Annotated in this window: 15 protein-coding genes and 1 riboswitch; of the genes, 6 read left to right on the top strand and 9 right to left on the bottom strand. The window is 73.7% G+C overall.

The genetic code is table 11. The features are described from left to right. Nucleotides 1-22 precede the first annotated feature (22 nt). The 4 genes from AC3A5R_RS12035 to AC3A5R_RS12020 form a co-directional block, all read right to left on the bottom strand. A complete protein-coding gene (locus AC3A5R_RS12035; protein WP_487620995.1) occupies nucleotides 23-1366 on the bottom strand; it encodes a lytic transglycosylase domain-containing protein in 1344 nt (447 codons plus the stop codon). A 171-nt stretch (nucleotides 1367-1537) separates the two neighbouring features. Further along, nucleotides 1538-2680: a phosphoserine transaminase gene (serC, locus tag AC3A5R_RS12030; RefSeq protein ID WP_487620994.1), complete on the bottom strand. Its 1143-nt coding sequence runs from the start codon at nucleotides 2678-2680 to the stop codon at nucleotides 1538-1540. Nucleotides 2681-2826: 146 nt separating this feature from the next. Continuing rightward, the gene (locus AC3A5R_RS12025) at nucleotides 2827-4929 is read right to left on the bottom strand and encodes a PQQ-dependent sugar dehydrogenase (RefSeq protein WP_487620993.1); all 2103 of its coding nucleotides are present in this window, start codon (nucleotides 4927-4929) and stop codon (nucleotides 2827-2829) included. A 102-nt stretch (nucleotides 4930-5031) separates the two neighbouring features. After that, nucleotides 5032-6153: a citrate synthase 2 gene (locus AC3A5R_RS12020; RefSeq protein ID WP_487620992.1), complete on the bottom strand. Its 1122-nt coding sequence runs from the start codon at nucleotides 6151-6153 to the stop codon at nucleotides 5032-5034. Between the two features lie 107 nt (nucleotides 6154-6260). Between AC3A5R_RS12020 and AC3A5R_RS12015 the strand changes: the two genes are divergently transcribed. After that, entirely contained in the window at nucleotides 6261-6887 is a 627-nt protein-coding gene (locus AC3A5R_RS12015; RefSeq protein WP_487620991.1) for a pentapeptide repeat-containing protein, read from the top strand. A gap of 53 nt (nucleotides 6888-6940) precedes the next feature. Here the strand turns inward: AC3A5R_RS12015 and AC3A5R_RS12010 are convergent, their stop codons facing one another. Further along, nucleotides 6941-7345: a hypothetical protein gene (locus AC3A5R_RS12010; protein WP_487620990.1), complete on the bottom strand. Its 405-nt coding sequence runs from the start codon at nucleotides 7343-7345 to the stop codon at nucleotides 6941-6943. Between the two features lie 102 nt (nucleotides 7346-7447). On the opposite strand from AC3A5R_RS12010, the gene pdxH reads away from it, so the two are divergent. Continuing rightward, a complete protein-coding gene (pdxH, locus tag AC3A5R_RS12005; RefSeq protein WP_487620989.1) occupies nucleotides 7448-8197 on the top strand; it encodes a pyridoxamine 5'-phosphate oxidase in 750 nt (249 codons plus the stop codon). Nucleotides 8198-8544: 347 nt separating this feature from the next. On the opposite strand, the gene AC3A5R_RS12000 is transcribed toward pdxH, so the two are convergent. Then, nucleotides 8545-9654: a hypothetical protein gene (locus AC3A5R_RS12000; RefSeq protein ID WP_487620988.1), complete on the bottom strand. Its 1110-nt coding sequence runs from the start codon at nucleotides 9652-9654 to the stop codon at nucleotides 8545-8547. A 69-nt stretch (nucleotides 9655-9723) separates the two neighbouring features. Between AC3A5R_RS12000 and AC3A5R_RS11995 the strand changes: the two genes are divergently transcribed. The 4 genes from AC3A5R_RS11995 (at nucleotide 9724) to AC3A5R_RS11980 (ending at nucleotide 13781) form a co-directional block, all read left to right on the top strand. Beyond that, nucleotides 9724-11103, top strand: coding sequence for an MFS transporter (locus AC3A5R_RS11995; RefSeq protein ID WP_487620987.1), 1380 nt, complete (start codon nucleotides 9724-9726; stop codon nucleotides 11101-11103). 18 nt (nucleotides 11104-11121) lie between these two features. Continuing rightward, a complete protein-coding gene (locus AC3A5R_RS11990; RefSeq protein ID WP_487620986.1) occupies nucleotides 11122-11823 on the top strand; it encodes an iron-dependent transcriptional repressor DtxR in 702 nt (233 codons plus the stop codon). 205 nt (nucleotides 11824-12028) lie between these two features. Next, a riboswitch (cyclic di-AMP (ydaO/yuaA leader) is annotated at nucleotides 12029-12231 on the top strand. 2 nt (nucleotides 12232-12233) lie between these two features. Further along, on the top strand, nucleotides 12234-12983 hold the full coding sequence (locus tag AC3A5R_RS11985) for a C40 family peptidase (RefSeq protein WP_487620985.1): 750 nt from the start codon (nucleotides 12234-12236) through the stop codon (nucleotides 12981-12983). A gap of 105 nt (nucleotides 12984-13088) precedes the next feature. After that, nucleotides 13089-13781 (top strand): DsbA family oxidoreductase, encoded by a 693-nt coding sequence (locus AC3A5R_RS11980; protein WP_487620984.1) that lies wholly within the window; start codon nucleotides 13089-13091, stop codon nucleotides 13779-13781. On the opposite strand, the gene AC3A5R_RS11975 is transcribed toward AC3A5R_RS11980, so the two are convergent. The 3 genes from AC3A5R_RS11975 to AC3A5R_RS11965 form a co-directional block, all read right to left on the bottom strand. Then, nucleotides 13778-14410 (bottom strand): carboxymuconolactone decarboxylase family protein, encoded by a 633-nt coding sequence (locus AC3A5R_RS11975; RefSeq protein WP_487620983.1) that lies wholly within the window; start codon nucleotides 14408-14410, stop codon nucleotides 13778-13780. The genes AC3A5R_RS11980 and AC3A5R_RS11975 overlap by 4 nt on opposite strands. Before the next feature lie 133 nt (nucleotides 14411-14543). Further along, nucleotides 14544-14762 carry a hypothetical protein gene (locus AC3A5R_RS11970; protein ID WP_487620982.1) on the bottom strand — a complete coding sequence of 73 codons (219 nt, stop codon included), beginning with the start codon at nucleotides 14760-14762 and terminating at the stop codon, nucleotides 14544-14546. Between the two features lie 65 nt (nucleotides 14763-14827). Continuing rightward, the gene (locus tag AC3A5R_RS11965; RefSeq protein WP_487620981.1) at nucleotides 14828-15196 is read right to left on the bottom strand and encodes a hypothetical protein; all 369 of its coding nucleotides are present in this window, start codon (nucleotides 15194-15196) and stop codon (nucleotides 14828-14830) included. Between the last annotated feature and the right edge of the window lie 512 nt (nucleotides 15197-15708).

The raw sequence follows: 15708 nt of genomic DNA, 5'->3' as shown, positions 1-15708 counted from the left end.
CGTGTGAGGGGTGATCCCGGCCTCAGCCGAGAAGCCCTCCGCCCGGGCACGCGACGACCTTCTTGTCGAGCAGGCACACGACCTTGGTCGTCAGCGGGTCGAGCACGCGGACCAGGCCCGTCGGATCGCCGGGGAGCAGCGGCAGGTGCGGCAGCGCGAGCAGGCGCACGATCTCGGCGGGCGGGGTCGGTACGGGCACCGGCACCGAGGGGAGCGCGGGCACCGGCACGGTCGGCGTCGGGAGGGGGAGGCCCGGCACCTTGGGGACGGGCACGGTGATCGCGGGCCGCGGCGCCTTCGAGGGGGCCGGCTTCGGCGCCGGCGTGCCCGAGCCCGAGGGCTTGGGGGCCGGCTTCGAGGCCGAAGGTGACGGCTTCGCCGAGGAGCCCGGTGTGGGACGGGCCCCCGACGAAGCCGTCGGCTGGTGGGCCGACGGACCGGCGTAGGCGAACCCCGAACCGTCGGGGGTGGCCGTGCCGCTGCCGGCGGCGGGACGCGCGGCCGGCAGCGAGCCGACCGGCACGACCGAGACGCCGCGGCGGTACGCGTCGGCGATGGACAGCACGCTGCGCACGTAGCTGTCGGAGTGGTTGTAGCGGAAGACGGCGTCGTAGGCGGCCTGCGGGTCGCGCAGGTTCGCGTGGCCGGAGCACAGCATCGCGCCGGCTGCGGTGACGGCATCGGTGAGGTTCTGCGGGTCGGAGACGCCGTCGCCGTTGCCGTCGCGACCCATGGAGGACCACGAGGTCGGGATGAACTGCATCGGGCCGACGGCGCGGTCGTAGACGGGGTCGCGGTCGAGGCGGCCGCCGTCGGTGTCGGTGATGCGGCTGGTGCCCCGGCTGCCGTCGAGCGGGATGCCGATGATGCCGGGACGCGCGACGCCGGACGCGTCGAGCCGGTTGCCGCCGAACTGCGCGTGGTTGCTCTCGACGCGGCCGATGGCCCCGAGCAGCGCCCAGTCGACGCCGCACGACGGGTCGACGCCGTCGAGCAGGCCGGCGGCGTGCTGGTAGGCGGACAGGGCCAGGCTCGGGATGCCGTTGGCGTCGAGACGCACCGGCATGAAGCCGGCCAGGGCGTGCACGGCCTCCTGGGCGGCGCTCGGCACCGCGACGCTCGCGTAGTCGGAGGTGTAGGTGTCGTAGACCGGCGGCAGCTGCATCGGGGCCGGGGCGGGACCGGCGTCGGGGTAGTCCGGGCCGGCCGACTGCGTCACGGCCTGGTCGGGCACGGTGAGCGCGGTGGGCGTCGGGTCGGCCCCGGAACGGGCGGCCACGGCGATGCCGGTGGCCGCGAGCGCGATGACGGGCAGCGCCGCGGCGACGCGTCGGCTGACGCGACCGGCTCGGACGATGCGGACCATGGTGACTCCTCGATGACAGCCGCCCCCATTGGCGGTCGCAGGGGTCAACGAGTCGAGAAGCGGAAGGTCACGCGCCGTGGTACCCGCAAAATCGAGAGAGCGGTCCGTCACCCCGCGCGCACGGGCACCGCCGGTGGCGGGGGGCGATCCGTTCTCGCGATGGGTCCGGCGTCAGCCGAGCTGGGCCACGACGTGGTCGATGGCCTTCGTCAGCGTCGTAACGTCCTCGGGCTCGACGGCCGGGAACATCGCGACGCGCAGCTGGTTGCGTCCGAGCTTGCGGTACGGCTCGACGTCGACGATCCCGTTGGCGCGCAGCACCGTGGCCACGGCGGCGGCGTCGACGGAGTCGTCGAAGTCGATGGTGCCGACGACCTGCGAGCGTGCGGCCGGGTCGGCGACGTACGGCGTCGTGTACCCGGTCTGGTCGGCCCACGTGTAGAGGCGGCTGCTCGAGTCCTTCGTGCGGGCCGCGGCCCAGTCGAGGCCGCCGTTGCCGTTGAGCCACTGCAGCTGGCTGTTGAGCAGGGCCAGCGTCGCCAGGCCCGGGGTGTTGTACGTCTGGTTCTTCAGCGAGTTGTCGATGGCCGTCGGGAGGCTGAAGAAGTCGGGCACCCAGCGACCCGACGAGGCGATCTCCTCGACGCGGGCGAGCGCTGCGGGGGAGAAGAGCGCGAGCCACAGGCCACCGTCGGAGGCGAAGCACTTCTGCGGCGCGAAGTAGTAGACGTCGGCCTGGCTGACGTCGACGGGCAGACCGCCGGCGCCGGACGTCGCGTCGACGAGGACGAGCGCGTCGTCGTCGGCGCCCTCGACGCGTCGGACCGGGGCCATGACGCCGGTCGAGGTCTCGTTGTGCGGCCAGGCGTAGGCGTCGATGCCGGGCTCGGCCCGCGGCGTCGCGAGCGTGCCGGGGTCGGCGGTGATGATCGTCGGCTCGCCGAGGAAGGGGGCGGCCGTGGTGACCGCGCCGAACTTGCTCGAGAACTCGCCGAACGCGAGGTGCTGGGCGCGGTCGCGGACGAGACCGAAGGCGGCGATGTCCCAGAACGCGGTCGAGCCGCCGTTGCCGAGGACCACCTCGTACCCCTCGGGCAGGGAGAAGAGGTCGCGCAGGCCCTGGCGGACCTCACCGACGAGGTTCTTGACCGGGGCCTGGCGGTGCGACGTGCCGAGGACGGTGCCGGCGATCGAGGCGAGGTACTCCACCTGCTCCGGACGCACCTTCGAGGGCCCGGACCCGAAGCGTCCGTCGCGCGGCCGGAGCTCGGCGGGGAGCGTGATGGTCGGGTTCACGGCGGGTGCTTCGGTCACGTTTGCTCACCTCGGACGGAGGCCACCACTGGACGCGTGTGGCACGGCTGTTTCGACAGGGTGACGCCGGCGTCACCCGCCACATTGAACCCCAGCTGCCCGACTGGTGGACATCGTTGCTCGTTCTGTGGACGCCCGCGGGAGCGTCAGCGCACGACGCCGCCGAGCGAGCGGACCGTGTACCCGCCGGGCGCGGCCGTGTAGCTCCACAGGGTGTTGTCGGCCGCTCGCCCGAACACCACGAAGGAGCCGTCGGCCCGGCTGACGACGTCCGGCGACGCGGTGCCGGGGGCCGTGACCCCCATGACGAGTCCGTCGCGCTGGACGGCCAGCTGCCCGTCGGGGCCGAGCGCCACACCGGTTCTGGGCCGTCCGTCCACGACGTCGGCGAGGGCCCGGTCGGACCACACAGACATGCCGTCGTTGCGCTTGAGCCAGCCGCCGCTCGGCCCGGTGCGGGTGAAGGCGCGCTCCCACGTGAACCCGTCGGTGCCGCGTCCGGTCACGACGGTCATCGCCGTACGGGCGCTCGTCGTGGCGGACAGCCGGGACGTGAACGTTCCCCCGGCCGAGGCCCACGCCGACCACGCGCGTCCGTCGAAGTGACGCCGCCAGCCCGTCCCGTTCGGCGCGACGCCCCAGACGTCGATCGTCCCGTCGCCGACCGAGCTGGCGTGCTGGGCGATGACGGTGCCGCCGAGCAGCGCCGAGCCGGCGCGCGTGCCGCCGACGAACCAGGTGTGCCAGACGCGTCGGCTCGCGTCGCGGGTGACGACGTCGATGCGTCCTGGCCGCGATGACGTGACGGAGGGGGCGTCGGTGCTCGTGACGCCGGCGGACGTCCACGGTCCCCAGGTGGCACCGTTGTCGGTGCTGCGGCGGTACTGGACGGAGTCGCCCGTGCTGCGCACGAACGCCCACAGCTCGGAACCGGTGCGGGCCGCCGACACGGCCGAGGCGGACACGAGGGACCCGGCTGCGACGCGTGGGACGGCGGCCGTGGGCCGGAGCCGCACGATCCGGTCGTTCGACCCGTTCGACGTCGTGAACCACAACGAGCCGTCGGCCGCGGTCTGGACGGTCCGGATGCGGCCGAAACCCTCGGCCACCGGCAGGCGGGTCACCGCGACGGGTCGGCTCGCCCCCGGGGTGGGGGCGAACCGCATGAGGTAGATGCCCTGCCCCTTGAGGAGGCCGACCGCGAGCACACCCTGCCACTGGCCCCAGGCCGCGCCGCGCAGGAACGTCGTGCCGCTCGTCGCGACGGTGGGGTAGCCGGAGGACCACATCGCGGCTCGGGCCGACGGGAACGTCGACAGGTCGGTCATCGGCGTCGACTCGTCATAGCCGGGCACCGGGTCCCAGCCGTAGTTCGCGCCACGCACCGACAGGTTGATCTCGTCGTCGCGGTCGGTGCCGTGCTCGGCCGACCACAGCTCGCTCGTGCCCGGCCGCACGGCCAGGCCCTGGACGTTGCGGTGCCCGTAGTTCCACACGTACCGCGCGTTGCCGCCGCGCGAGTAGAAGGGGTTGTCGGTGGGGATCGTGCCGTTGCCGTTGACGCGCAGCACCTTGCCGCCGAGCGAGGACAGGCTCTGCGGGTTGGTGCCGACGACGGCATCGCCCGTGCCGACGTACAGCTTGCCGTCGGCGCCGAAGCGCAGCCGGCAGCCGGAGTGCCGTCCGCTCGTCACCGGAAGGCCGGTGACCACCGGCGAGCCGTCGGAGACCGCTGTGGTGTCGCTCGTCAGCCGCCAGCGAAGGACGCGCGCGTCGAGCGGCGTACCGGTCGAGGTACGGACCGCCTGGCAGGTGTAGAACTTCTTGTTCGTCGCGGCGCCCGGGTCGGCGACCATCCCGAGCAGGCCGCCCTCGCTGTTGACGTAGAGGGAGGGCAGGCCGCTCATCGAGACCCGACGCGGCGCCGCGCCGTCGCGCTTGGACCACACCTGCCCGCCGCGCAGGTCGTAGAGCATGAGGCTGCCGACCCACGTCAGGTCCCACGGGTAGGACAGGCCCGACACGACCGTGGTCACCTGCAACGCCGGGGAGGCAGCGGTGGCCGCGGGTGCGGCGGACGCCGCTGACGCGGGAGCCGCGGGTGACGCGGGTGCCACGGCGGGCCGCAGCGCCCCCGGACGCGTCGGCGACGCGGTGGCCGCGGGTGGGCCGGACGCCGTGACGACGCCGGCGGCGAGGATGGTGCTCGCCGCCGCGACAGACGCTCTGACAACCGCACGCCGCACCATGGTGCCTCCCGACTCTGGGCGCTGCAGGTGTCCTCTTTGCGAGGTTCCTCCCGCCACGGTACGCGCGTCAGAGCCGGGTGGCACCCCGGGAGAGCGGTGCGGTCAGCTGCCGACCTGGGGCGTCCAGCCGGCGACGTCCTGCGGCTTGCGCGGGCCCTCGCCGATGTAGCGCGACGACGGCCGGATGAGGCGCCCGGTCTGCTTCTGCTCGAGGATGTGCGCCGACCAGCCCGCGGTGCGCGCACACGTGAACATCGGCGTGAACATCTCCGGCGGTACCTCGGCGAAGTCGAGGATGACCGCGGCCCAGAACTCGACGTTCGTGGCGAGCACGCGGTCGGGTCGCCGGGCCTGCAGCTCCTCGAGCGCGGCCTTCTCCAACGCCGCGGCCACCTCGTAGCGCGGCGCGCCGAGGCGCTCGCAGGCCGCGCGCAGGACGCGGGCGCGCGGGTCCTCGGCCCGGTAGACGCGGTGGCCGAAGCCCATGAGGCGCTCGCCGCGGTCGAGGACGTCCTTGACGTAGGCCGACGCGTCGCCCTGCTCTTCGACGCCGGAGAGCATGTGCAGCACGCGCGACGGGGCGCCGCCGTGGAGCGGCCCTGACATCGCGCCGACCGCGCCGGAGAGCGCCGCGGCGACGTCGGCACCGGTCGAGGTGATGACGCGGGCGGTGAACGTGGAGGCGTTCATGCCGTGCTCGGCGGCGGACACCCAGTAGGCGTCGACGGCCTCGACGTGCTTGGGGTCGGGCTCGCCCCGCCAGCGGATCATGAACCGCTCGGTGATGGACCGGCCCTTGTCGACCTCGCGCTGCGGCACCATCGGTCGGCCGAGGCCGCGCGCCGACTGGCCGACGAACGACAGCGCCATGACGGCGGCGCGGGCCAGGTTGTCGCGCACCTCCTCGGCGTCGATGTCGAGGGTGGGGCGGAAGCCCCAGACCGGCGCGAGCATCGCCAGGGCCGACTGGACGTCGACGCGGACGTCGCCCGTGTGGACGGGCAGGGGATAGGGCTCGGCGGGCGGCAGGCCCGGGTCGAACTCGTTGTCGACGAGCAGTCCCCAGACGTGCCCGAAGTCGACGTGGCCGACGAGGTCGTTGATGTCGACGCCGCGGTAGCGGAGGGCCCCACCCTCCTTGTCCGGCTCGGCGATCGTCGACTCGAACGCGATGACTCCCTCGAGACCCGGTTTGAAGTCGGGGTCCGGCGTGCTGTCTGCCATGTGGGTCCTTGCTGTGCAGGCGGTACCACCGCGGTGTGGAGGCCAGGCAGCGGACGCGTCGGGCGCCGTGGTCGGGAGCCGTCGGTCCTCGCTGCCAGACTCACCGTATGCCGTCAGCAGCCGACCAGACCTCCTTTCGCGACGCGGTGTTCACCACACGAGACCCGCACCAGGACGCCGTGCGGTTCGAGGGCACCGACTTCACGGCAGCGCGTGCGGGCGGGTTCACCTTCCTCGAGTGCTCGCTCGTCGACGTGTGCCTCGACGACGCCCACCTCGAGTCCTCCAGGTGGTCGGAGTGCGAGTGGGACCGCGTCCACGGCGTCGGCATCGGCCTGCCCGAGGCGAGCCTCATCGAGACGACCCTCGACGGCTGCCGGCTCGGCGCCGTGTCGGCGTGGAGCTCGACGTGGCGCGACGTCACGGTGCGCGGCGGCAAGATCGACTTCCTCAACCTGCGCGGCGCCAGGCTCAAGGACGTCACGTTCCTCGACTGCGTCGTCGTCGAGCTCGACCTGCAGGAGGCCACCGTCGACGGGCTGACCTTCGAGGGCTGCACGCTGCTCGAGCCGTCGTTCGGCCGGGGCCGCTACAAGGGGCTCGACCTGTCCGGGGCGACCCTGCGCGCGCCGCACGGGCTCGCCGGCCTCCAGGGCGCGACGCTGTCGCGCCCGCAGGTCATCGACCTGTCCGACGCTCTCGCCGCAGAGCTCGGCATCGTCATCGCCGACTGAACGATCGGGGCTCGGGCGGGTCCGGCGGGTGGCCTGCGACGCCCGGCACGGGCTCAGTTCAGCTGGTTGGGCTTGCCGCGGCGCAGGGCCGCGGTGGCGGCGTCCTTGGCGCGGCCCTTGACGCCGACCTTGTCCTGGGGGCGGATCCGCTTGGTGAGGTCGGCCCGCTCGACGAGCGTCGACAGCGGGAGGTCGGCCGCGGGGTAGACGGTGACGGACTCGTCGCCGCTGAACACGACCCAGTGCGCGCGGTCGCCCTTGTAGACCTTGAGGATGCTGCCCTCGGACAGTGACGTCGCGTGGGCCATCGCCTGCCGGCGGGCCTTCTCGCTCGAGACGGCCTTGTTGATGGCCTCCTTGGCGGGCTCGCGCAGCGCCTGGCTGGCCACCCAGATCTGCGGCCCGTACTTGATGCCGAGCCGGACTCCCTGGCCGATCACCTTGCCCTTGCCTGCCATCGCGCCAACTCCTCCTGCCCGTCGCCGGGTCGATCGATCCGTCCGCGCGGCGCCGTTGCCTGACGCCCGCGGGCCGTCTGCCCCAAACCCTAGTCTGAGGCCATGGACACTCCGGACTCCTCGTACCCGCCGGCCGCCGACCCAGCCAACGGCACGAGCGACGCGTCCACCTCACCGCAGTGGCGACGCGTCGACTACGCGGGGGAGGGCCTCGACGAGTCGCAGGTGGCGCCCACGCCGTACCTGCAGGCCCGGGCGTGGGTCGACGCCGCGGTCCGGGCGTCCCACGAGCGCGACGACGTGCCCGAGCCGACGGCGATCTCGGTGGCCACGGTCGACGCGTCGGGCGTGCCCGACGTGCGCACCGTGCTCATGCGTTTCTTCGACGAGCGCGGCCCGGGGTTCGTGACGAACCTCGGTTCGGCAAAGAGCGAGCAGCTGCGCGCCAACCCGGCCATCGCGGTGTCGCTGACGTGGCCCTCGCTCTACCGGGCGATCCGCTTCCGCGGGCGGGCCGAGCTCGTCACGCGCGGCGAGGTGGAGGCCTACTTCTCCTCACGGCCCTACGGCTCGCGGCTGTCGGCGTGGGCCTCGGACCAGTCGCGTCCGGCCGCCGACCGGGCCGAGCTCGAGCGGCGCTGGCAGGAGGTGCTGGCACGCTTCCCCGACACCGGCAGCGACGCCGACGTGCCGGTGCCCGACTTCTGGGGCGGCTGGCGGGTCGTCTGCGACGAGGTCGAGTTCTGGGCCGGCCGGGCCAACCGCCTCCACGACCGCATCGTCTTCCGCCGCTCGGGCGAGGGCACCCTGGCCGACGCGTCCGCCTGGACCCGCTCGCGCCTGCAGCCCTGACCCCTCCGGACGGCCCGGCGCCGGGCGGGGGAGGGCCGAACAGAACAGGGCGGCCCGGATGACCGGACCGCCCTGCCTCACTCCTGAGTGGAGGTGGGGACGCGGCTATCGCGTGGCCACCTCGCACGTTCCGGAAGAGATCACTTCTCGGACCACCTCCTTCCGTTGTCGATGCGACGACGGTACGTCGCGTCCGGGAGGCGGGCAAGGACTTTTCCACCGGGTGACCCGACGCCGTGGCGCGGCGGGTCAGGGCCGGCCGCGACCGGCCGGTGGTCGGCCGGTGGGCGCCGGTGGGCGCCGGTGGGCGGTCGGTGGGCGGCCGGTGGGCGGCCGGTGGGGGCCCGTCAGCTGCCGACCTCGGCCTCCGGGGCGACGGCCGTGGCCGGCTGGGGGTCGGCGACGGTGCCGTGCCCACCTCCGGCAGGCGTGGCCGCGCGCGCTGCTCCGGCGTCGGGTGCAGCGTCGGCAGGTGGGTCGGGCACGAGGGTGAGACGCGGCGCGGACCGGAGGCGACGGCCCGCTGCGACGACGACGAGCGCGGCCGCCATCTCGAGGTGCACGGCCCAGGACCACAGGGCCCCGAAGAGGACCTGCCCCTGCCGGAAGCCCATCGCGAAGACGACGGCGAACACCGCGGCCGCGATGAACCCGACCGCCCAGACCCGGGCGCCGGTGAGCCACGGGAACCGGCTCTCGAAGGCGGCCGACTCCTCGGTGGCGAAGCGCGGCATGAACGCGACCCACACGAGCAGCTGCATCGTCTGCAGGAACGCGTAGACGGTGAGCAGGCGAAGCCCCAGCGGGCCCGACGCGTCGCCGGGCAGGGCGGCCGCGGCCACGAGCGAGCGCCCGTCGCCGACGATGCTGCGGGCGATGCCGGGGTCGCCGGTGAGCCACGTGTCGACGGCGCCGGCGAGCACGACGGCGGGCACGAGCAGCCCCCACGCGAGCTGGACGCCGCGGAACAGGCGTCGCTCGCGGGCCCCCGGCAGCCGGGCGGCCCAGTCCCAGAGGAAGACGAGGACGACGAGCTGGTGCAGGTGCAGCAGCGCGAACGCGTAGTGGTCCGGCCACACGAGGGACGCGGCCGCGAGGAGCACGGCGACGACGTACGCGACGACGCGTCGGCGTCCGCGCAGCCCGCTCCGGGCCACGAGCGCGACGACGCAGAAGCCGAGAACGGCCTCGGCGCGTCGGGCCTGGGTCCCGAGGACGTGCTCGGCGAGGCGCAGCAGGCTCGTGCCGGCCAGCAGCACCGCCAGGCCGCTCACGACGTCACGCCGGGCGATGACGGGGAGCCGGCCGACGAGGTAGCGCAGCTCGAGCAGGACGGCCAGGGTGCCGAAGAGGATGAGGCCGATGACGGCCGTCGCCACGGGAGAGGCGAGCGCGACGACGAGAGCGGTGGCTGCTGCCACCGCCAGGGCCCCCGTCGCCCGCTCGCTCGTCGTCACGGCCCCCATCGTTCCGTCGGCCGGAACGACCCGGCCACCTGAGTAACCCGATCGTTAGGGTCCTGTGGCGTGACCGAGACTCAGGGGGAGCGAAACGGCGGGCCGGAGCCCGAAACGGGGCATACCGGACACCCGTCACGGCGCCCGGCCGCGACGTCGGAGGGGGAGCCGGTCCGTCTGCGCGCGATCGCGCTGTCGGCGTACGGCCCGACGCTGCTCGGCTCGACGGGCGCCGGTGCGGTCGCGCCGATCATCGCCGTCTCGGCCCGCGAGCTCGGGGCCTCGCTCGGCGTCGCGGCCCTGCTCGTCGGGACGCTCGGCATCGGGCAGCTGCTCGGTGACCTGCCGTCCGGGGCGCTCGCGGCGCGCATCGGCGAGCGGCGGGCCCTGCTCGTGGCGGCCGTCGTCGAGGCCGTCGGCATGGTCGTGGCGGCGCTGGCCGGCTCCGTCGCCGCTCTCTTCGCGGGCGTCCTCGTCATCGGCCTGGCCGGATCCCTCTTCGGGCTGGCCCGGCAGGCCTACCTCACCGAAGCCGTGCCGGTCGCGATGCGGGCCCGGGCCCTGTCGACGCTGGGCGGGGTGCATCGGATCGGCTACTTCATCGGCCCGTTCGTGGGATCGCTCGTCATCACCCGGTGGGGCATCGAGTCGGCCTACGTCGTCGGCGGCGTGGCGAGCCTGGCGGCGTTCCTGCTCGTGCTCGTCGCGCCCGACATCACCGCCGACCACGACGGCCACACGGGAGGTCGAGGGAGCGCGGGCGTCCGGGGTCGAGCGCGCGCCCCCCGCTCGGTGGCGTCGGTGCTCCTCGAGCACCGGCACGTGCTGCTGACCCTCGGCACGGGCGCCATGTGCGTCGCGGGTGCCCGTGCGATCCGCGAGGCGCTCGTGCCGCTCTGGGCGGAGTCGGTCGGGTTCAGCCCGGCGCAGACCTCGCTCGTGTTCGGCGTCGCCGGCGCCATCGACATGCTCCTCTTCTATCCCTCGGGCTGGCTCATGGACCGGTACGGGCGGGTGGCCGCCGCGGTACCGAGCATGCTCGTGCTCGGTCTCGGCATGGCGCTGATGCCGCTCGCCACCACCTTGGTCGCCGTGACGGCCGCCGCCACGGTGCTCGGCATCGGCAACGGCCTCGGCGCGGGTCTCATCATGACCCTCGGGGCCGACGCGTCACCGGCCGACGGGCGCGCCCAGTTCCTCGGCGGCTGGCGCCTGTGCGCCGACCTGGGAAGGGCGGCGGGTCCGCTGGCGTTGTCAGCCCTGACGGCCGTCCTGACGCTCGGCGCGTCCGCCGTCGTCCTCGGCGCAGCGGCGCTCCTCGGCGCGGGATGGCTGCGCATCTGGGTGCCTCGCCACGACCCGACGCGACCCCTGCGAGGGCGCGGCGCCGGCACCGCGGGAGGGGCCGCGGGAGGGGCGGCGGGAGGGGCGGCGCCCGAGGCGTCCTGATTCTGAGAGGGTATGACCGTGACGGACCTGATCGACACCACCGAGATGTACCTGCGCACCATCTTCGAGCTCGAGGAGGAGGGCATCGTCCCCCTGCGCGCACGCATCGCGGAGCGTCTGGGCCACTCCGGCCCGACGGTGTCGCAGACCGTGGCCCGGATGGAGCGTGACGGCCTCGTCGCGGTGTCCGGCGACCGCCACCTCGAGCTGTCCGACCACGGCCGGCTCCTGGCCACGCGCGTCATGCGCAAGCACCGCCTCGCCGAGCGGCTCCTCGTCGACGTCATCGGACTCGAGTGGGAGTACGCCCACGACGAGGCGTGCCGTTGGGAGCACGTCATGTCCGAGAAGGTCGAGCGCAAGATCCTCGGCCTCATCGAGGGCGGCCTCGAGTCGCCGTACGGCAACCCGATCCCCGGCCTGCACGAGCTGGGCGTCCCCGACGACGCGGCAGGCGGCTTCCTCACCGGGCTCACGGCGCTGACCACGGCGGCCGGTGCCGAGCCGGCCGTCGTGACGATCCGCCGCATCGGCGAGCCGGTGCAGGTGGACCCCGAGGCGCTGGCCCTGCTCACCTCCGCCGGCGTGCTGCCGGGGGCGCGCGTCCGCGTCGTCCGCGAGGGCGGCCGTGTCGTCGCCGTGAGCGAGGCCCCCGATGCCGGTGAGGGCGTGTCGCTGCCCGACGAGGTGGCCGTCCACGTCTTCTGCCAGGCCGCCTGAGTCGACCCTTCCGCAAAGCGGACGCGTCCGACGTGCCCGTTCCAGCTCTTTCTTCCGCCTCGATTGTGCTGGCACTGTGGGGAATTCGGGCCACCTGAGGTCATCCGACGAAAAATCAGTAGAAATGGGCGGCTCTCGGGGTGACAACCCCGGCGGATCTTGGGTAGCGTGAGCCCCGCTCGCTCTCCCCGTCGGGCGAGTGCCACGGGTCGAACCGCCTAATCCTGCCATCGACCCGGGGCCCCTGCACGAACCGCATGGCAGGAGCGGGGGAACCACCTTCGGGCGTCTCCGGACGTCCTCGGGGTGAAGCCCTCCGTGGACCGCAAGGTCCGAGCGAAGGCCGGGCGAGCAGTACCTCAATCCGCCCGAACCCGACAGCTCACCTCGTAGGCGTCGAGAGGTCAAACGTGGCTCAGAACGTTACCGGGCGCCACCGCGCCCCCGGCCGGTTCAACGCGATCGCCGAGCTCAAGCTCATCGCCAAGGAGTCCGCTCAGCCCGCCGTGAAGGGTGCCGCGATCGTGGCCGCTTCCGGTGGTCTCGTCGCCACGTTCGCCGGTCCGGCGAGCGCTGCCGACGGCTCGAGCACCGCGGCCCCGTCGGTCGTCGGCCCCCAGGTCGGCACGCTCAAGGCGGCCAACGCCCTGTCCTCGATCGGCTACGCCAAGCCGGCCGCGAAGCAGGCGACGGTCAAGCCGGTCGTCATCAAGGACGTCCAGCTCGAGAAGGAGCGCGCCGCCACCAAGGCTGCGGAGGACGCCCGCCAGCAGGCGGCCGACCGCGCGTCCCGCTCGGCGACCCGCGCGTCCCTCGACCCGGCGCCCACGGCGTCCGGCATCGTCGGCATCGCCCAGTCCTACTTCGGCGTCCCCTACGTCTACGGCGGCACGAGCCCCTCGGGCTTCGACTGCTCGGGCTTCGTGCAGTACGTCTACCGCCAGGCCGGCGTCTCGCTCCCGCGCACCGCGTCGGCGCAGCAGGCGGCCACGACCCCGGTCAGCAACCCGCGCCCCGGCGACCTCGTGTTCTTCGGCTCGCCGGCCTACCACGTGGGCATCTACGTCAGCCCCGGCACCATGATCGACGCCCAGCGCCCCGGCACGACGATCGGCTACCACTCGATCTGGACCACGCCGTCGGGCTACGGCCGCGCCTGAGCCGCACCGCGCCACGCACCTCCGTCGCGCCCCCACCCGCTCGGGTGGGGGCGCGACGTCGTCCCGGACGGCCGCCCGTGGTGAGGGCCGTGGTTGGATGAGGTGATGACCGTCCAGCCTGCTGCAGAGTCCACGACCCTCATCGAGCTCGACGTCTGGGCCGACCTCGTCTGCCCGTGGTCCTGGATCGCCAAGCGCCGGATCGAGGCGGCGATCCACGCCTTCGAGCGGCCGCACGACGTCACGGTGCGGCTGCGCGCCTACGAGCTGGACCCCGAGTGGCCGGCCCGGCGCAACGAACCGGTGCCTGACCGGATCGGCTCCCGGCCCGACGAGGAGGCCGAGGCGGAGCGGGCCCTGCGGGCGCACGCCCACGAGGTCGCCGAGGCCGACGACCTCGTCTTCGACCTCGACTCAGCGGTCACGGCCAACAGCTTCGACGCGCACCGCCTCGTCGCCCTGGCGCGGGAGATGGGTGGTCCGGCGCTGCAGTCGGCGGCCGTGGAGCGGTTCTTCTCCGCACACTTCCGCGAGGGGCTGCCGCTCGACGAGCCGGAGGTGCTCCAGCGGCTCGGTGCCGAGTGCGGACTCGACGAGCGCCGCGTGGCTGCGGTCCTGGCGTCCGACCACTACGCCGGTGAGGTCCGGGCAGACGAGAAGCAGGCCCGCGACCTCGGCATCACCGCGACGCCCTTCGTGCTCGCCAACGGGTTCGCCGCCGTGCCCGGGACTCGCCCCGTCGAGGAGTACCTCGCGCTGCTGCGCGGCGTCGCGGTCCAGGGTGGTGACTTTGTCTAGCTCCCGTCCGCGACGCTCGTGGCCGAGGGCGTACCAGCGCTGGGGCGACCGAACGACACCGCGTCGCTGACCGGTGTCGAGGCCGCCGAGCGCAGCTGGGCGTCCGGCTGCGCGCCGAGGGCCGCGTTGACCATCGAGAAGGCGCGGCGCAGCGCGACGAAGACCGTGATGGCGAAGATCTGGCGGTCGTCGAACCCGGCCGCCCGCAGCGGCTCGAGGTCGGCAGGGGTGGTCGTGTTGGCGTCGCGGGCCACCGTGCGCGCCCACGCGGCCAGTGCCGCGTCGGCGGGGTCGAGGGGCGCGTCGTCGCCGCTGAGCACGGCGCCGGCCACGTCGGGTCCGGCCTCGCCGGCGAGCCGGTTGCCCCACGCGAGCGCGCAGTAGGAGTCGCCGGCAGTGGCTGCGGCCGCGCTGACCAGGATGCCGCGCTGCCGGAAGCCCAGCCCGCCGATGCGGACCATGTCGGCCAGCAGGGCGAAGAGGGTGTCGTGCGCGGCGGGGTCGTGGGCCCAGAGGCGCGACAGGTTCATGACGAAGCCCTGGGTGCCGAGGTCGCCCTCGAACGACGCGCGGACGTCGTCGGTCAAGGGCGGTTCGGTGAGGAAGCCGTGGGCGGGGTCGGTGGCCATGGCGTGCTCCGTTTCGTCGTGCGACGCCTCACATCGTGGCACGCGCGGACGGGGCGGGGGAGTGGTCCGGGTGGGCCGGCCTTCCAGCCGCTCTGTCGGTGCTTCTCCCGGCGGGCCGGTGGGTCGTCGGGTCTCAGAAAGCGGGGGCGGGGGCGGGCACCGGTCCGGGGCTCGCCGACAGGTCGATGCTGACGTCGACGGCGCGCAGCTCGCTGACGAGCGCATTCTCCCGAGCGGTGAGCTCGGCCAGCTGAAACGCGTCGGTGCGGGTGCCGGCCCCGAGGGAGGCCCAGCGCACCTCGTCCTCGACGCGGGCCAGCTCGGCGACGATCGCTGCGACGCTTCTTCTCATGGGCTGCCCGTACCCACCAGGGGTACCACCGCAACAGCCCGCAGGGACGTGGTCCGAGGGTGGGGTCAGTCGCGGTCCCACGGGGCCTCCTCGCCCATCTTGTCGTAGTACTTCGCGAGGTGGCTGCGGACCCGGTCGACGTCGGACGCGGGGAGGTCGACGCCGCCGCGTGAGCCCTGCAGGACGGCGGCCGCCGCCATGACTCCGCGTGGCACGGCCTGCAGGCGACCGCCGATCACGTCGGCGACGAGGAGCTTGTAGGCGGTGAAGTTGTCCTTCTTCTCCTTGTCGTACCAGACGTGGGCGTCCCGGTACTTCGCGTTCGGTCCGTCCTCGGCGGCGGCCCACCGGCGCACCCGCTTCTCGGCGGCGTCACCGTCCCACTCGCGGTCGCGGTCGGCGAGGGGCAGGTCCTGAAAGCTCGTCACGCTCATGAGCGCGTCCTTTCCGGCGTTGGTCGCCCGGCGTCGTGGTGCCGGGCACGCCGTACCTGCCGTACCCGCGCCGACGCGGAGCCACACCGCCGCGACGAGGGCGTCGGGCAAGGGCAACGGGCAAAGGGGCCTGGGGCCAGGGGCGTCCAGCGTGGCCGGGACAGGGCTCGTCCCGCCGCGTTTCGGGTGGCCAGTTCCGGGAGGTTAAGCCTGGTCCCGGGAGGGCGCCGCGGCGGGACGAGCAAGTGTGCACGGGTCCGGCCGGAGCTGACGCTGGCCTGGCCGCTGTTTCGACCCTGACTCCACGGTGACACACCTCGTGCCGTCGTGGGGCCTTCGGTGGTTGCGACTTCCTGCAACCCGGGGTGAGCCGGCCGGGTGGGTGCCGGGATCGTCGTGGATGCTCCAGCGATGTCCCTTTTGCGCACCCGCCGTAGTCGGCCGGGCGTCCGGTCGGCGGCGGTGGGGTGGTGTCGGCGCACCGCCCCACCGTGCGTCTCCCTACGACGCGC

It is taken from the genome of Intrasporangium sp. Soil_C_50, from assembly GCF_057656595.1.
This window is presented reverse-complemented; position numbering and strand designations above follow the sequence as displayed.

Bases quoted from the DNA above. Each gene is read 5' to 3' on its own strand.
- AC3A5R_RS12035 (WP_487620995.1), bottom strand. From the start codon at position 1,366: ATGGTCCGCATCGTCCGAGCCGGTCGCGTCAGCCGACGCGTCGCCGCG.
- AC3A5R_RS12025 (WP_487620993.1), bottom strand. From the start codon at position 4,929: ATGGTGCGGCGTGCGGTTGTCAGAGCGTCTGTCGCGGCGGCGAGCACC.
- AC3A5R_RS12020 (WP_487620992.1), bottom strand. From the start codon at position 6,153: ATGGCAGACAGCACGCCGGACCCCGACTTCAAACCGGGTCTCGAGGGA.
- AC3A5R_RS12015 (WP_487620991.1), top strand. From the start codon at position 6,261: ATGCCGTCAGCAGCCGACCAGACCTCCTTTCGCGACGCGGTGTTCACC.
- AC3A5R_RS12010 (WP_487620990.1), bottom strand. From the start codon at position 7,345: ATGGCAGGCAAGGGCAAGGTGATCGGCCAGGGAGTCCGGCTCGGCATC.
- pdxH (WP_487620989.1), top strand. From the start codon at position 7,448: ATGGACACTCCGGACTCCTCGTACCCGCCGGCCGCCGACCCAGCCAAC.
- AC3A5R_RS11980 (WP_487620984.1), top strand. From the start codon at position 13,089: ATGACCGTCCAGCCTGCTGCAGAGTCCACGACCCTCATCGAGCTCGAC.
- AC3A5R_RS11975 (WP_487620983.1), bottom strand. From the start codon at position 14,410: ATGGCCACCGACCCCGCCCACGGCTTCCTCACCGAACCGCCCTTGACC.
- AC3A5R_RS11970 (WP_487620982.1), bottom strand. From the start codon at position 14,762: ATGAGAAGAAGCGTCGCAGCGATCGTCGCCGAGCTGGCCCGCGTCGAG.
- AC3A5R_RS11965 (WP_487620981.1), bottom strand. From the start codon at position 15,196: ATGAGCGTGACGAGCTTTCAGGACCTGCCCCTCGCCGACCGCGACCGC.